The sequence below is a fragment of the Burkholderia sp. Ac-20384 genome, from assembly GCF_017104605.1.
Taxonomy (GTDB): Bacteria; Pseudomonadota; Gammaproteobacteria; order Burkholderiales; family Burkholderiaceae; genus Burkholderia; species Burkholderia lata.
This window is the reverse complement of record NZ_JAAGPE010000020.1, coordinates 23,604-39,641: the sequence shown is the minus strand read 5'-3', so window position 1 is coordinate 39,641 and position 16,038 is coordinate 23,604. Positions and strand designations below refer to the sequence as shown.

Below are 16,038 nucleotides of genomic sequence, written 5' to 3'. Positions count from 1 at the left end.
CGTCATCGCACGCGCTCCACCGTCAGTGTCGTACCGCCGGGCGCCTGGGCCTGCAAGCGGCGGTCGTACATCGACTCGCCGTATGCCGGCGGCGCGATGAAGCGGCCCGCGTTGCTCGCCTTGATCCGGTAGACGAACTCGTGCACGTCGGTCGTCGCGGTGCCGTAGATCACCACACGATCCTCGCGCACGTCCGCGAACTGCGGCTGCCACGTGGAACCCTTCACGCCGATCGGCGAACGCCACGGTGCATCGGCCACCGGCGCCGACGCGCCGCCGTCGCCATTGCTGTCGCCATCCTGCGCGTCGGTGACAGGCGGCGGCGCGATCACCGGATCGAAGCCGCCCGGCAACAGGTCGACGATCGCGATGTTGCCGACGCTCGCCGAGCCCGTCGCCCGGATCTTCAGGTGCACGTCGATCTCCTGGCCGACCGTGATCTTGTCGAGCGGCTTGCCGTCCGTGTCGGTGTAGTCGCGCACGATCTCCAGCCCGTTCTTGATCGCCTTCGTCGACGTGCCGCGATCGTAGCCCGACTGGCTCGTGACCCACCATGCCGGCAACGTGCTGCCGTTCACGAAATCGACGCGCGACGCACCGGCCGACCACGTGCCCGAGCGCACGAGGTTCGCCTGGATCGACGATACGTCCTTTGCCGCGGCGCCCGCGCGCACCTCGTCGATCGCGAGCTGGTCGAGCTGGCCCGCGCTCGACGCCGCATACGCATCGAGCGCGAGGATCGTCATCGCCGACGACAGCGTGTTGTAGCGGTTGTCGACGAGCGGCGCGGCGAGGTTGTCCATCGCGCGCGGCGACAGCTTGCTCACACGGTCCGGGAAGTGCTTCGCGATCAGGTACAGCACGCTCGCGTCGCGCGTCAGCGGATCGAGGTAGTAGCCGGTCACGTAGCCGCCGTCGGATGCACGCTTGCGCTCGAGTAGCGCCTGCGGGCCCGCGATCAGCGTCGCGGCCTCCTTGTCCTGCTTCAGCAGCTGGTACGACGCGGCGAGCCACGCGGCCGCGAGATCGTTCTTCCAGTCGTTCGGATACGCATCCTGCAGCCGCTTCTGCACGGCCGCGAGGCTGTTGGTCGTCACGTTGCCCTGGCGCGTCAGCAGATACACCGCGTACGCGCGCTGCCGCAGCAGGTCGAGCGAGCCGAGCGAATCGTTCGCCGCGAGCTTCTGCAGATACTGGTTGCCCGCGTCGAGCATGTCCTTCGGTACCGCGATGCCGCGCTCGCGCGCGTCGAGCAGCACGTGCATCGCGTACGCGGACACAAACGGATCCGCATCGGGTGTCGCGCTCCACAGCCCGAACCCGCCCTGCGCGTTCTGCCGGCTGCGCAGCACACCGAGGAACTGCGTGATCGCCGCCGCATTCGTCGCGTCGGCGCCGGCGTCGGTCGCATGCATCGCGCTCGTCAGCGCGCGCACCGACAGCCACTTCGCCGCGAACACGCGCGGCACCGACGCGCTCACCATCTGCTCGCTGCAGTAGTGCTCGAAGTTGACGAGATACGACGACAACCCTTCGGACAGCACGAGCGGCGCGGTCGAGATGCTCGCATCGCGTGACGCATACGCGTCGTACATCGACCGCAGGTTCGGCACGCTTGCCTTCTTGCCCGGATCGAGCCGCGCGATGTCGAGCTGCGTGCGGAACGCGGCGGCCGGCCGCACCGACACGTCGACCCGCTGCTGCGCCCCTTTCGCGCCATAGCGCGCGCCGAACGACAGCGATCCCGAGCCGAGCGTATCGGTCGCCTTCACGCGGAACATGGCGACACCCTCGTGCTGCGGCGCGAGCGCGACGTTCTGCGTGGCCGGCCCGATCACCTGCAATTGCGGGCCCGTCTTCAGCGTGACCGCGACCGGCACCGGCTGGTTGCCGACACCCGTCAGGTTGTTCGCGACACCGACGCTGACGTCGGCTTCGTCTCCCGGCGCGAGCGTCGTCGGCACGTTCGGCGACAGCACGAAATCGCCGCGCACGGTCGTCGCGCCTTCGAACGTGCCGACCAGGTCCGGCGATACCGACACGGCCATCACGCGCAGCTTGCCGTTGAAATAGTCGGGCACGGTGTAGCTCAGGCGCGTGTCGCCGTTCACGTCGACGATCCCCGACCAGTAGACGACCGGCTTGTCGCGCTTGCGCTTGAACGGGTTCAGCTGGCGGCCGATCGCATCGTCGGCGTCGCCGCCCGGCGCGGCCATCGCCATCAGCTTCTCGAAGTCCGGCAGGATCAGGTCGAGGATCTGCGACGTGCCGACTTCGAGCATCCGCTTGCGGAAGAAGAACTTCAGCGGATCGCCGAGCTTGTAGCGCGCAACCTGCAGGATGCCCTCGTCGACCGCGAACACGACGACCTTCGCGGGCTTCGCCGAATGCACGGTGAAATTCACCGGGTCGCCGGGCTTCACAAGCGCCGGCGCATCGACCGATACCGCATTGCGGCGCGCGTCGAGGTTCACCGAGAACGGCACGACGCCATAGCTCAGCGGGCTCATGAAGATTTCATCGGACGACGGATCGCGAATGTACTGCACGTTGATGTAGCCATTGCCCTCGAAGCCGGCCGGCACGGTGATGTGCTGGATCGAGCTCGTCGTGTCCGCATGGAACCACGCGTGCGCATACACCTTGTCGCGCTCGATCGTGATCAGGCCGCTGCCCGCGTAAGGCGCGCGGATCGCGATCTCGACCTGCTCGCCCGGCTTGTAGTCGTGCTTCGCGAGCGTCACCTGCAGCTCCGCGTTGCGGTCGAGCGAGCGCGTGACGTTCGCGTCGCCCGTGACCGAATACTCGATCCGGTTCACCGCGGCGCCGTCCGCGTTGCGGATCACGAGCGCATAGCTGCCCGGCTTGTCGGTACGCAGCGCGAAGTCGAGCCCGGCTGCCGGAATCGCCAGCGGCTTCTCGTCGACCGGCACCTCCTTCAGCCGCGAATCGTATTTGTACGCGCCGGAATCCTGCTTGGTCAGCACCGACACGTAGCGTTCCTCGACAAGCTGTGCGCGCAGGTCCTTCACGTCGATCGCCTTCGCGTTCGGATCGATCGCGACGAGCCGCACCGTGCGCGGGCTGCCGCGCTTCACGTAGCCGAGATCGTCGACCGACTTGTAGCCGACGAGCCAGTCGTTGTTCGACACGAGCGTCTGCGCGTTCGCGGCGACGTTGCGCCCGCCTTCCGCTTCATAGGCCTTCGCCTGGAAGTAGAGCTGGTAGGTCGCGTCCGCGTACTTGTCGAGATCGAGATCGAACTCGGCATGGCCCTTGTCGTCGGTCGTGCCGTCCTGCAGCGTCGTCGTATAGCCCTCCTTCGCGCGGCGTGCATCGAAGAAGTGATAGCCCTGCCAGCTGCGGAACGACGGCCACACCGGGCGCAGCGTCAGCGTCGCCGCGACGCGGCGCTTCTCCGCCGGCGTGCCGAACAGGTTCTGCGCATCGACGATGCCCTTCAGCCCCTTCGGCTTCACCCACCCTTCGACGACCTGCTGCGACAGCTTCGCGTCGACCTTCATCCGGTCGGGCAGGAACTCCTTCACCTGCACCGTCGTGCTGCCGATCGGCTCGGCGCCGGGCTGGCCGTCCTTGACGATGTACAGGTTGACCGTCCACGTGCCGGTCGGCGCGGTTTCGGCGGTCGTATAGCCGAGCTCGGTGAAGCCCGTCGCATCGACCGTCACCGGCTTGCGTTCGACGGTGATCCCGCGCGGGTCGACGATCTCCGCCTGCAGCGGCACGCCGGCCGGGCTGCGCGCCCAGCTCGCCGCGCGCACGATCAGGCCGATGTGGAACGGATCGCCGGGGCGATACAGGCCGCGATCCGAGAACAGATAGGCGGACAGTTGCCCCTGGCCCGTCGCATTGCGCTCGCCGTCGACGTCGAAACGCGAGAAGTCGAGCTGGCGATCGCGGCCGGCCACCGGCAGGAACGACAGGTCGGTGTCCTTCTTCACGACATACAGTTGCGGCCGCTTCTCGCGGTCGAGCCCCTTGAACGCGGGGAAATGCACGATGCCGTCGGCGTTCGTGGTCTGCGTGAACAGCGCCTGGCCGTTCACCGCGAGCACCGACACGGTTGCGCCCGCAACCGGGCGGCCATTGCGGATCGACTGGACGAACACGTCCTGGCTGCCGTCGAGCGCCTTCTTGACCAGCATCCCGAGATCGGTCACGACGATCAGGCGCGTGTCGCCGAGCGCGTTGTCGCTGTCGTCGCCGTTGCTGTTGCCGTTGCTGTCGCTCGAATCGGCGTTGTCGGACTGATCCTGGCTGCCGTCGCCGGACGATGCATCGCTATCCTTCGCATCGTCGGCCTTCTTCTTCTCGGCCGCCGGGTCGTACTTCGTCAGGTGCAGCAGGAACACGCCGCGCTTGCCGCCTTTCAGGTACTGGCCGAGATCGATGCCTTCGTAATGCGCCTTGCCGGGGTCGCCGGCCGGGAACGCGCGGGTCTGCACGAAGCGCTCGACGATGTGATCCTCGCTGAACGAATACGACAGCTCGGGCCGCGCGTACGTGCCGTTGTTGAAGCTCACCAGATGCTGGAGCTGGTCGGGCAGCACGCGGCCGATCTCGACCTTCATCCCCGGCAGGTTGCGCGACACGACCGACAGCCGCTTGCTGCCGCTCATCGACAACAGCGAACCGTCGGCCATGAAGCGCAGCAGCTTCGGATAGTCGGGCACCGTGAAGGCGGTCGTCACCGGCTCGGCGAGCAGGTAGCCGCCCGCCGATTTCAGGTCGCCCGCGAAACGCACGACGATGCGATCGCCCGGCGTCGCGTGGTACTTGAAGCTTTGCAGCGTCGCGTAGTCGTTCTCGGTCGGCACCGCGTCGAGCGGCAGCGGCTTCGACTGCTTGAGCACCGCATCGCTGATGTCGGCCACGTTCCATTCGTACGGCGGATCGTCGTCCGACTGGTCGACGCCCGGCTTGCGCTTCGGCAACACCCACGCCTTGGCGCGCGCGGCCAGGTCGGCGCTGCGCACGCCGTCCGACGCTTCCGCGACGAGTACCTGCTCGGGCTCGTAGCGCTCGTTGTCGACGAGCGTCGGCGCGATGTTGGCGATCGACAGGCTGTAGAGCCCCGGCACGTTGACCGACGCATGCAGCACGTCCGGCGTGCCGTTGCCGCCGCGCGAACTCTTCACGCCCTTGTCGACGTCGAGCCGGGCCACCAGCGGATCGCGCGGAATCTCGAGCGGCTGCGAGTAGACCCACGCGCTCGTCTTCATCTTGTCGTAGTTGACCGTGTAGCGCAGCGGCGTCGAATTCTTGCCGTCGCGGCCAACCAGCACGAGGCCGATGCGCTTCTCGAATTCGGCCGGATCGACCGGGTAGTTGAAGCGCAACTGCAGCAGCGCCTGCTTCTCTGCCGGATTGTCGGGGTTCTGGTAGAACTCATTGTTGCCGAACGTCGCGGCGAACGCGGGCAGGTCGAAGGCGAAGCGGTCGTCGTGCATCGTCACCTGCGGCGCGAACACCCGGTGCACCGCGAAACGCACCTCGACGTGCGCACCGACCGGCCAGTCGGCCGCCGGCGTGAAGCGCAGCGTCTTGTCGTCGGCCCACTCCCATGCGCCTTTCAGCGCGGGCGTCATCTCGATGCCGTCGCCGGCCGGCTTGCCGACCTGTTCGATCGGCGCCGCCGATTGCGCGAACACGACTTCGAGCGGATGCACGGTGATCTTCGGCTTGTCGGTGTCGTCCACCTCATAGGTGGTGATCGCCGGCGCCTTCACGGGGAAGCTGACGGGCTCGGGCGCCGGCGGCTTCGGGCGGTGCTTGAACCAGTACCCGCCGTAGCCGAGCGCGGCCGCGAGCAGCACGAGGCCGCCGGCATGCCACGGGCGGCGGCGCACGGCCGCGACGGTGACGCCCATCCACGCGGGCGCCGTCCACGACACGTCGCCGACCAGCGGCCGCAGCGCGCAGCCGAGGAGCCACCAGACGAAGCCCGCCACGCGAATCGGCAGGAGCAACAGGAAGCGCAGCAAATCCATTGTTATTTCCTTGTCAAGGACATGCTGCCTGGTGCGGCAACCTTCCCCGAATTGTTATGGGTCTGTGACGGCGCGGCCCGGTTGCGCCGTAATTGCTTGGTATGTTCGACCGGATGCTGGGCGCCATTATCGATCAGACCCGAAACGATGGAAATATCGGTGTGCCGCCGCGCAACGCTGCCGGATAACCGGCCGGTCGGGCGGATTTCGGCTCGCCGGCCGACCGCTGCGCGCGGTCACGCCGGGTTCGCTAGAATGCGCGGCTCGGCATGATTCGAATCAAAATGAAAGGAAACCGCTTGAAACTCCCGTTCGAATGGCAGATCGGGCTGCGCTATGCGCGCGGCGGCCGGCGCGCGGCCGGCGACGGCTTCGTGTCGTTCATTGCCGGCGCCGCGATGGCCGGCATCGCGCTCGGCGTCGCCGCGCTGATCGTCGTCTTGTCGGTGATGAACGGATTCCGGACCGAAGTGCGCGACCGGATGCTGTCGGTACTCGCGCACGTGGAAATCTTCTCGCCGACCGGCGCGATGCCCGACTGGCGGCTCACCGCGCACGAATCGCTGCAGAATCCGGCGGTGCGCGCCGTCGCGCCCTATGTCGACGCGCAGGCGCTGCTGACGAATGCGGGCAGCGTGACGGGCGTCGCGCTGCGCGGCATCGATCCCGTGCTGGAGCCGCGGGTGTCCGAGATCGCTCGCAAGCTGAAAACCGGGCGGCTCGACGCGCTCGTGCCGGGCGAGATGGGCATCGTGCTCGGTTCGGCGCTGGCCGACGCGCTGCACGTGAAGATCGGCGACCGCATCACGTTCTTCGCGCCCGGCAACCGCGCGCGCATCGGCGACGCGCTGCCGCAGTTCCGGCAGTTCAACGTGGTCGGCACGTTCGAGTCGGGCCACTACCAGTACGACAGCGCGCTCGCCTACATCCATCTCCGCGACGCGCAGACGCTGTTCAACGTACGCGCGCCGACCGGCATCCGGCTGCGCCTCGACGATCTGCAGCGCGCGCCGGACGTCGCCCTGGAACTGTCGCGCACGCTGTCGGGCGACCTCTATATCCGCGACTGGACGCGGCAGAACCGCACGTGGTTCGAAGCCGAGCGGCTGCAAAAGCGCATGCTGTCGCTGATCCTGATGCTGATCGTCGCGGTCGCCGCGTTCAACCTCGTGTCGTCGCTCGTGATGACCGTCACGCAGAAGCAGGGCGATATCGCGATCCTGCGCACGCTCGGCGCGCCGCCCGGGTCGATCATGAAGATCTTCGCGATCCAGGGGATGACGATCGGCCTCGCCGGCACGCTGGCGGGCGTCGCGCTCGGCTGCGCAATCGCGGTGAGCATCCCGTGGGTGCTGCCGGCGATCGAGCAGTTGCTCGGCATCCGCTTCCTGACGCCGTCCGTGTACTTCCTCAGCTCGCTGCCGTCGAAGCTCGCGGCGACCGACGTGATCGAGATCGCCGCGGCCGCGTTCCTGATGTCGTGCGTCGCGACGCTGTACCCGAGCTGGCGCGCCGCGCGGGTACGGCCGGCCGAGGCGCTGCGCGACGAATAGGCGCGCGGCGTCCGGCGCCGGGCTCCGCGACGCGCGTCGTCAGGCGATCTCGTGGAAACCGATGCTGTTGCGGCCGTTCAGGATGTCCTCGAAGGCTGCCCCGAAGCCGACGTCGATCAGGCCCGCGCGTCGGCCGTAGGTCTTCTGCCCCGTATCGTCGACGAAGATCGCCGCGCCCGACGACAGTTGACGGTCGGTATCCAGCAACGCCAGCGTGCCGCGCGCGCTGCCGGCCGACTGGTCGAACTTCAGCGGTGTGCCGTCCTGCGCGGTGAAATGCCCGCCGACCTCTTCGAACTTCTGGTTGCGCGCGACGGACGCATTCATCTCCTTCATGAAAAGGAAGTCGGCGTCGGCGCGCTGGCTGGCCACCTTGCGATCGTCGTCCGTGAACGTCTCGCCGACGGCCGCCGCGCCCTGCCCGGCGAAGTCGACGGCCTGCTGGTGAAACGCGCGCGTCGCGAGCACGAGGCCCGCGTTCGCGTTCAGCGTCGACTCCACCCACGCGCGATCGCTTTCCGTCATCGTCTTCGACACGACCTGGATCCGGCCGTCGTCGGTCTTGAAGTCGAACTGCGCGTCGGCCAGGTCCGGACGCTTCGCGATGATCTCGTGCAGGCTCGTCGCGAGCTGGCTGGTGACGTCGTGCAGCTTCGTCGACAGGTCGCCCAGCATCGACATCTGCTTCATGCGCGCCGCCTGCATCGCGTTCAGGTCCAGCGCCCGGATGGTAATCGGCGTGTCCTGCGCTTGCCCGGACGCCGCGTCCGTCTGCTGGCGCCCGTCGAGCGCCGCTTCCTGCGCCATCTGCGCGAGCGAAAGGCCGCTCGCTGCCGTGACAGAAATCGTCATGCCCTCTCTCTCCTTTCAACGTGTTTTTTACCGTTTACGGACAGATTTCACGGAAATTTAGACCGATCGCAGGTCGATCGCTCGGCGTGCTTCAAAACTTTGTTTGACTCAAACTAAAAAAGTTTGACACCGAGATTTCACTGAGATAAGTTTTGCGCAAGCTTCCGGAAAGCAATCCGGCCAGCCCCGCCGACTCACGTCGCGCTTTCCTGCCGTTGCAGCACCGCCGTTCGCTCCATCCCCGCCTCATCGCATCGTGCCGTTCCGTTTCGTCTGAAACCTGAAGGAAGATCGGGCATGCCCGCATTTGATTCGCACTCCTGCATTCATTTCGTGCCGCGTGCCTCGTATCGACCGCGCGACCCGAATCAGCCGCCGCACTGACGCTTTCCATTCGGGGCGATGCAGTCGCCCCGATGCTCGCCGGGTGGCGCGATGCGTGACGCGCATCGACACCGGCCGTGACACCCGGGCATCGTGCCCGGCGCTTTCGCAGGTGCAGTTCCGTTTCATCCGATGCAGCACCCGGCCGGGCCGCAGGGGGCATATCGCGGGCCGTCCGGTTCCAGACAATCAAAAGAAGAGGTCGACAATGGACATTCATCGAACCGGATTGCGTCGCGCGTGGCTTCCCGCGCTCGTTGCAGCCGCGACGCTCGCCGCGTGCGGCGGCGACGACGGCGGCAGCGTGGCGGGCGTCTCCGCGCTCGCGCAGGGCCAACAGGAGGGGGCCGCCGCATCGGCGGCCGACAAGCAGTCGCTCGCATCACGCATTTCGCCGTCCGGCGTGCCCTACGCCAATCCGGCGAGCGGCGGCCGCTACCGGCCCGTGATCACGAACGGCCAGGTGCAGCCGTCGCTCTCGGGCGGCACGATCGAGGAGAACGCGTGGGTCGACACGCCGGTCGATTCCGACGGCGACGGCACGCGCGACCGCATCCACGTGCGCATCGTGCGCCCGACCGAAACCGCGAACGGCGCCCGCACGCCCGTCATCGTGCTCGCGAGCCCGTACTACGCGGGCCTCGCCGACAGCCCCGACCACAACGTCGACGTCGAACTCGACGGCACGCCGCATCCGGCCGCGACTGCGGCCACGGCAGCGACCGGCGCCTCCGCGCGCATCATGGCCGCCGCGCCGCAGGTGCGGATGCTGCAGCAGGTCGAAGCGGCCGCCGCCGGACGCTCGTGGATCGAGAGCTACTTCATCCCGCGCGGCTTCACGATCGTCTACGCGGATTCGCTCGGCACCGCCGGCTCGGACGGCTGCCCGACGATCCTCACGCGCGACGAATCGGTCGCGATGGCATCGGTGATCCGCTGGCTCGGCCGCGACGCGACCGCGAAAGACGCGAACGGCAAGACGGTCGTCGCGAACTGGTCGACGGGCCACGTCGGCATGTACGGCGTGTCGTACGACGGCACGCTGCCGAAGATGGTCGCGAGCCTGCGCACGCGCGGGCTCGACGCGATCGTGCCGGTGGCCGGGCTGACGAACATGTACGGCTACTACCGTTCGGGCGGCCTCGTGCGCGCGCCGGAAGGCTATCAGGGCGAAGACGTCGACGTGTACATCAAGGCGCTGCTGACGAACGCGCATCCGGAGCGCTGCACGCACCTGATCGACGAGGCGCTGCAGCAGGAAGACCGCAAGACCGGCGACTATTCGCCGTTCTGGGCCGCGCGCGACATTCCCACCGCGTACGCGGTCGCACCGGCGCTCGTCGCGCAGGGGCTGACCGACGACAACGTGCGGGTCGACCAGTCGACGCTGTGGCATCTCGCGATGCGACGCCAGGGCGTGCCGACGCAGCTGTGGCTGCATCGCCTGAAGCACACCGACCCGACCCGCGTGCCGGCGATGGCCGATGCGTGGACCGCGGAAGTGAACCGCTGGTTTACGCGCTACCTGATCGGTTTCGACAACGGCGTCGAACGCGATCCGCGCGCGGTGATCGAGCAGGCGGACGGCACGCTGCTGAAGGAAGCGGACTGGGCCGCACGCCACGCCACGCCGGTCACGTACTTCGCGGGCGGCGACGGCGCGGGCACCGGCACGCTGCTGCGGCTGCCGACCGGCGTCCCGCTCGCCCGCTTCACCGACGACGCGCGCATTACCGCGCTCACGCTGGCGAACGCGCCGACCGGCGAGAACCGCAGCCGGTTCGAGACCGCGCCGCTCACGGCCGCGACACGCCTGTCCGGTTCAGCGACCGCACGCGTCAGGCTGACCTTCACGGCGGTGGCCAACGTGACCGCCCTGCTGGTCGATCGCGCGCCGGACGGTACGGCCACGATCGTCACGCGCGCGTGGACCGACCCGCGCAACCGGTGGTCCGAATGGCGCTCGGAGCCCGTGCTGCCCGGCATGCCGTACGACCTGAAGCTGACGTTCATGCCGCGTGACTACAAGCTGGAAGCCGGCCACCGGCTGGGGCTCGTCGTGCTGTCCAGCGACAACGAGGCCACGCTGCGGCCGACACCGGGCACGGGCCTGACGCTCGATCCGGCCGGTACGTCGGTGACGGTGCCGCTGGCTTCGTCCTGAGCAGGCGTGCGGCGCGCGGAACGCACGTCAGCCGGCCCGCGTAGCCGACACAGCCGAACGTCCGGCCAGCCTTCAATCGTTGCGAGTTGCAAGGCTGGCCGGGCGACCTGCCCGGCCGGTCGCCGCTGGACATGGGTCAGGCCCGCCGCCCGTTCGGATCGCCCTGGCGACTCCAATAATCGATTAGCCACTGTGCAGCCGGACCGATCGCGCGATCCGCACGCCGGATCAGCGACAGCCCGTAGCGAAACGTGCGTCGGTCGGCCAGTTGCACCGGCACGAGACGGCCCGACTGCAGATCGTCCTCGATCAGATGCATGGGCATCGATCCCCAGCCAAGCCCCGCGAGCAGCAATCGATGCTTCGCGCCGAGGTCGGCCACCTTCCAGGTGCGGGTCGCATAGATTCCGAACGACTGCCCGTCGGTGACCTTGCTGCGGTCGGTGAGCACGATCTGCGTATGCTCGCGCGCCTCAGAGAGCGGTATGGGCGCGTCGCGCAGCGCGAGCGGATGCATGGGCGCCGCAACGGTCAGCAACTCGAGCGCCCCCATCGATGTCGCGTCGATCGCATCCGGCCAGTTCGGGATCGGGCCACTGATGCCGAGCACACACCCGCCGTCGAGCACCAGCTTCAGGACGCCGCCGAGCGCCTCGATCGCCAGGTTGAGCGCGACTGTCGGGAACGCCTCGGCAAACGCCTGCATGCCTTCGACCAGCTTCGGCAACGGAAACATCACGTCGACGGCCAGCGACAGTTCGGCTTCCACGCCGCCCCGCAAACCGGCCGTCTTCGCCTGCAACTGCCCCATCAGCATGTCGAGCCGACGTGCATCGGCGAGCACGACCTCGCCTGCCGCCGTCAGTTGCGGACGACGTCTGCCACGCTCGAACAACGGCATACCCAACTGCGCTTCAAGGCTGGCGACCGCATAACTCACCACCGATTGCGCCCTGCCGAGCCGTCGCGCCGCCCCCGAAAAGCTGCCTGCCTCGACGACGGCGACGAACGCACGAAGCTGATCCAGATTGGGGCTGCGATCCACGATCTATCCAGAAAATTGATTTTAACGATCCATTTTAGCCAATTGTTTTGATCGAAACGATCCCCTACATTCCTGTCACGCCATGTCGATCGCGCCCCCCTCGCGTCGACAGTCCCCCGTCAATGTCACAGGAACATGGAACCATGACTACCGACAGCTTTCTCTCGCCGCCCCGGGCGCCTGCGCGTCCGACACTGTTCGATCCGATCGAACTCGGGCGCATCACGCTCAGGAATCGCATCGTGATGGCGCCGATGACGCGCAGCCGTGCCGGTGCCGGCGACGCCCCCGGCCCGATGAACGCGACCTACTACGCACAACGGGCCTCGGCCGGCCTGATCGTCACCGAGGGAACGCAGATCTCGCCACCGGGCAAAGGCTATCCGTTCACGCCAGGCATCTACAGCGATGCGCAGATCGCGGGCTGGAAACAGGTGACCGACGCGGTGCACCGTGAAGGCGGCCGCATTTTCGTGCAACTGGCCCATGTCGGCCGCATCGGTCACCCGGACCTGCAGCCGGACGGCGCACTGCCGGTCGCGCCGTCACCGATCCGGCCCGACGGCGACGCCTATACGCCGACCGGCCCGCAGCCCTACCCGGTACCGCGCGCACTCGAAACCGCCGAATTGCCTGCCATCGTCGGCCAATATGTGCTGGCAACTCGTGCCGCATTTCAGGCCGGGTTCGACGGCGTGGAGATTCATGCCGGCAACGGCTATCTGCTCGACCAGTTCCTGCGTGACGGCACGAATCGACGGACCGACGACTACGGCGGCACGATCGACAACCGGCTCCGACTGCCAATCGAGGTCGCGCGCGCAGTCAGTCTCGTTTCTGGCCCCGATCGATTAGGTGTCCGTATCTCACCTGTCACGCCGCATTTCGGCGGAATTGCGGATAGCGATCCGCAAGCGCTGTTCGAACGCTTCGCCGACCGGCTGAGCGGCCTCGCGGTCTATCTCCATGTCGTCGAAGGCATCCCTCAGGTCGCGCCGGACGCGGCGCCCGCATTCGACTACGACGCGCTGCGTCACGCCTTCGCCGGGCATTACATCGCGAACAACGGCTACACGAAAACACGTGCGGAAACGGCGCTTTCCGATGGCCATGCCGATCTCGTGTCGTTCGGCTACCCGTTCATCGCGAACCCGGATTTCGCTGAACGCCTCCGGCACGACCGGCCGCTCGCGCATGCGGACATGTCCATGGCCTACGGCGGCGGCGAAGCCGGCTATACCGACTACCCGCCGTTCCGCGCATGAGCGCGCCCCTGAACCCGAACCGCTGAACCCAGCACCGGATCGCCGATCCGCCCCCCCTCGAACAAGGAGTCACCATGATTCGATCGCTCAACCACGCACTGTACCGAACCGCTGCGCAGACGCCCGCCGTCAACGCCATCCTGTCCGTCCTCGTGCGCATCCTCATCGCCGGCGTCTACGTCGGCGCGGGCATCAGCAAGATCTTCAACTACGCAGGCACCCAGCAATACATGGCCCACATGGGTGTACCGGGCACACTGCTGCCGCTCGTGATCTTCGTCGAGGTCGCCGGCGGCCTCGCGCTGATCGCCGGCTTCATGACGCGACTCGCCGCGCTCGGGCTCGCGATCTTTTCGGTCATCGCCGCGGTGATCTTCCATGGCGGCGGCGACCAGACGCAACAGACCTTCTTCATGATGAACCTGTCGATGACGGGCGGCCTGCTCGCGCTCGTGCTGAACGGCGCGGGGCGCGCCTCGTTCGATCGCGACAATCGGGTGTCCCTGCCGGATTGATCCGGCCGACGCCGCGCCCTGCCCGACACCTCACACACCCCGGGGGCAACGCCCCCGCATCCAGCGAGACTTTCCCGTGAACACCATGAATGCCATTCAGATCGATCGTTTCGGCGATCCCTCCGTACTCCGTCCGGTCATGATCGAGCGCCCGACACCGGCTCCCGACGAAGTCCTCGTGCGCGTGACGCGCGTCGGACTGAACTTCGCGGAAACGCTGCAACGCGCCGGTCTCTATCCGGGGCCGGCACCGACTTTGCCGGCGATATTGGGATCGGAAACGGTCGGCACCGTCGAAGCCGTCGGCGCAAACGTACAGGACTTCCGGATCGGCGAGCGCGTGGCCGCGGCGCTGTTCGGCGCCATGAGCGGAACCGGCGGCTATGCCGAATACGTGACGGTACGCGCGCCGCTGATCGTCGCGATTCCCGACGCGGTGTCGGACGACGACGCCGTGGCCGTCATGCTGCAGGGCCTGGTCGCCCGCGTGCTGCTGCGCGAGACGCCGGTGGCCGCAAGATCCGTCGCCATCACCGCGGCAGCCGGGGGCGTCGGTTCGATGCTCATCCAGCTGGCGAGACTCGACGGCGCACGGACGATCGTCGGCCTGGCCGGTTCCACGGAGAAGCTATCGACGGTGCGGGCACTCGGTGCCGATCAGGCCGTCAGCTATCGCGACGAGGCGTGGGTCGATCGACTGGGCGCCGCAACCGGCGGCACGGGCCCCGACGTCGTCTTCGATTCGATCGGTGGTACCGTGGCCCGCACGCTCGTGTCCAGCCTTGCGCCGCACGGTCGTTTCGTCGGCTATGGCGCGGCAAGCGGCCACATGCTTACGGTCGATGAAAGCCTGATGAACGCGCTCATCTTCGGCTGCCGCTCCCTGTCCGGTTTCGCTTTGCATGCGTTCCTCGCCGATCACGTCGTGCGGCAAACGCTCGGCGAGCTGTTCGGTCTGCTGGCCACCGGTGCGCTGAAGCCGTTGATCGGCGGCAGCTATGCGTTCGACGCGATCGCCGACGCGCATGCAACGCTCGAGTCGGGCGGGACGACCGGCAAGCTCGTGCTGCGTATCGATCGATAGCACTTCTTGTCCGCCTGCGACAGTCACGGGACCCGTCGCACGCGGGCATCGATCACGGACGAAACGGTTGGCGGCGAATCGTTGTCCGGGCGCCGCTCACACCGGCGTGAGCACCGGCTGCCCCGCGAAGTGCCGCGCGGCGTTGTCGATGAACTGCTGCACCGAGCGATCGAGCGCCTCGGGCGACCAGCCGCCCATGTGCGGCGTCAGCACGACATTGCCGAGATCCGTCAGCGCGCGCGGCGGCGCCGGTTCCCCTTCATACACGTCGAGCCCCGCGCCCGCGATGCGCCCTTCGTGCAACGCCTCTGCCAAAGCAGCGGTATCGACAACACTGCCGCGTGACACGTTGACGACGAACCCACCGGGGCCGAGCGCATCGAGCACCGCGCGATCGATCAGGTGCCGCGTGCCCGCGCCGCCCGGTGTCGCGACGATCAGGAAATCGGCCCACTTCGCGAGTGCATCGACACGATCGAAATAGCGGTAGGGGACATCTTTCACCGAACGGTTGTGATAACCGATCTCGATGTCGAAGCCGGCCGCGCGGCGCGCGCACTTCTCGCCGATCTTGCCGAGCCCGACGATGCCGAGCTTCTTGCCCGACACGTTCGGCGGCATCGCCAGGCCGTCGCGCCACACGCCCGCGCGGGTTTTCGCATCGAGCTGCACGACGTTGCGCACGGCCGCGAGCAGCAGCGCGAACGCGTGATCGGCGACGCAATCGTCGTTGGTGCCGGCGCCCGTGACCACGGTAATGCCGCGCGCCTTGGCATGCGCGACGTCGATATTCTCGTAGCCGGCGCCGAGCGCGCTGACGAACGTGAGTTGCGGAAGACGATCGATCTCGGCGGCAGTGAGCCCCGTGCTGCCGTTGGTCAGCACCGCGCGTATCGTGCCGCCGTGTTCGGCGATCGCACGTTCGCGTTCTTCGGATGTCGGGGCGTAGCGCACGTCGAACGACGTGGAGATATCGCGATGCGCATCGCCGCGCAATGCGATCAGAACCAGCAACTCGGGCTTCATGTCAGGAAGTGTCGGCAAGGCGGGAACGGATTTCAGTGTAACAAGCCTGCAACACGGATGCGGGTTATCCCCACACGGGCTGTGGACACGCTGCCTCACCTGGTTTGCCAAAGCCGGCTCAGTCAAGTAACTTTCGGCG

9 protein-coding genes are annotated in these 16,038 nt (G+C 67.4%); 5 read left to right on the top strand and 4 right to left on the bottom strand.

Annotation, left to right across the window (positions count from 1 at the left end):
- Nucleotides 1-2 precede the first annotated feature (2 nt).
- Entirely contained in the window at nucleotides 3-6,011 is a 6,009-nt protein-coding gene (locus G3O00_RS06295; protein ID WP_206142451.1) for an alpha-2-macroglobulin, read from the bottom strand.
- A gap of 284 nt (nucleotides 6,012-6,295) precedes the next feature.
- On the opposite strand from G3O00_RS06295, the gene G3O00_RS06290 reads away from it, so the two are divergent.
- A complete protein-coding gene (locus G3O00_RS06290; protein WP_206142450.1) occupies nucleotides 6,296-7,564 on the top strand; it encodes a lipoprotein-releasing ABC transporter permease subunit in 1,269 nt (422 codons plus the stop codon).
- 39 nt (nucleotides 7,565-7,603) lie between these two features.
- Here G3O00_RS06290 and G3O00_RS06285 read toward each other — a convergent pair whose 3' ends face one another.
- Complete coding sequence (locus tag G3O00_RS06285; protein WP_206142449.1) at nucleotides 7,604-8,416, bottom strand: hypothetical protein; 813 nt, start codon at nucleotides 8,414-8,416, stop codon at nucleotides 7,604-7,606.
- A gap of 592 nt (nucleotides 8,417-9,008) precedes the next feature.
- Here G3O00_RS06285 and G3O00_RS06280 point away from each other — a divergent pair.
- A complete protein-coding gene (locus G3O00_RS06280) occupies nucleotides 9,009-10,964 on the top strand; it encodes a Xaa-Pro dipeptidyl-peptidase (protein WP_206142448.1) in 1,956 nt (651 codons plus the stop codon).
- A 136-nt stretch (nucleotides 10,965-11,100) separates the two neighbouring features.
- Here G3O00_RS06280 and G3O00_RS06275 read toward each other — a convergent pair whose 3' ends face one another.
- Entirely contained in the window at nucleotides 11,101-12,009 is a 909-nt protein-coding gene (locus G3O00_RS06275; protein ID WP_206142447.1) for a LysR family transcriptional regulator, read from the bottom strand.
- Between the two features lie 143 nt (nucleotides 12,010-12,152).
- On the opposite strand from G3O00_RS06275, the gene G3O00_RS06270 reads away from it, so the two are divergent.
- The 3 genes from G3O00_RS06270 (at nucleotide 12,153) to G3O00_RS06260 (ending at nucleotide 14,873) form a co-directional block, all read left to right on the top strand.
- Nucleotides 12,153-13,274 (top strand): alkene reductase, encoded by a 1,122-nt coding sequence (locus G3O00_RS06270; protein WP_206142446.1) that lies wholly within the window; start codon nucleotides 12,153-12,155, stop codon nucleotides 13,272-13,274.
- Nucleotides 13,275-13,348: 74 nt separating this feature from the next.
- Complete coding sequence (locus G3O00_RS06265; RefSeq protein WP_206142445.1) at nucleotides 13,349-13,789, top strand: DoxX family protein; 441 nt, start codon at nucleotides 13,349-13,351, stop codon at nucleotides 13,787-13,789.
- A gap of 76 nt (nucleotides 13,790-13,865) precedes the next feature.
- A complete protein-coding gene (locus G3O00_RS06260) occupies nucleotides 13,866-14,873 on the top strand; it encodes a zinc-binding dehydrogenase (protein ID WP_206142444.1) in 1,008 nt (335 codons plus the stop codon).
- Between the two features lie 96 nt (nucleotides 14,874-14,969).
- Here the strand turns inward: G3O00_RS06260 and G3O00_RS06255 are convergent, their stop codons facing one another.
- Nucleotides 14,970-15,899, bottom strand: coding sequence for a 2-hydroxyacid dehydrogenase (locus tag G3O00_RS06255; RefSeq protein WP_206142443.1), 930 nt, complete (start codon nucleotides 15,897-15,899; stop codon nucleotides 14,970-14,972).
- Nucleotides 15,900-16,038: the final 139 nt, after the last annotated feature.

Coding starts and splice junctions, on each gene's coding strand:
- G3O00_RS06295 (WP_206142451.1), bottom strand. CDS start 6,011: ATGGATTTGCTGCGCTTCCTGTTGCTCCTGCCGATTCGCGTGGCGGGC.
- G3O00_RS06290 (WP_206142450.1), top strand. CDS start 6,296: ATGAAAGGAAACCGCTTGAAACTCCCGTTCGAATGGCAGATCGGGCTG.
- G3O00_RS06285 (WP_206142449.1), bottom strand. CDS start 8,416: ATGACGATTTCTGTCACGGCAGCGAGCGGCCTTTCGCTCGCGCAGATG.
- G3O00_RS06280 (WP_206142448.1), top strand. CDS start 9,009: ATGGACATTCATCGAACCGGATTGCGTCGCGCGTGGCTTCCCGCGCTC.
- G3O00_RS06270 (WP_206142446.1), top strand. CDS start 12,153: ATGACTACCGACAGCTTTCTCTCGCCGCCCCGGGCGCCTGCGCGTCCG.
- G3O00_RS06265 (WP_206142445.1), top strand. CDS start 13,349: ATGATTCGATCGCTCAACCACGCACTGTACCGAACCGCTGCGCAGACG.
- G3O00_RS06255 (WP_206142443.1), bottom strand. CDS start 15,899: ATGAAGCCCGAGTTGCTGGTTCTGATCGCATTGCGCGGCGATGCGCAT.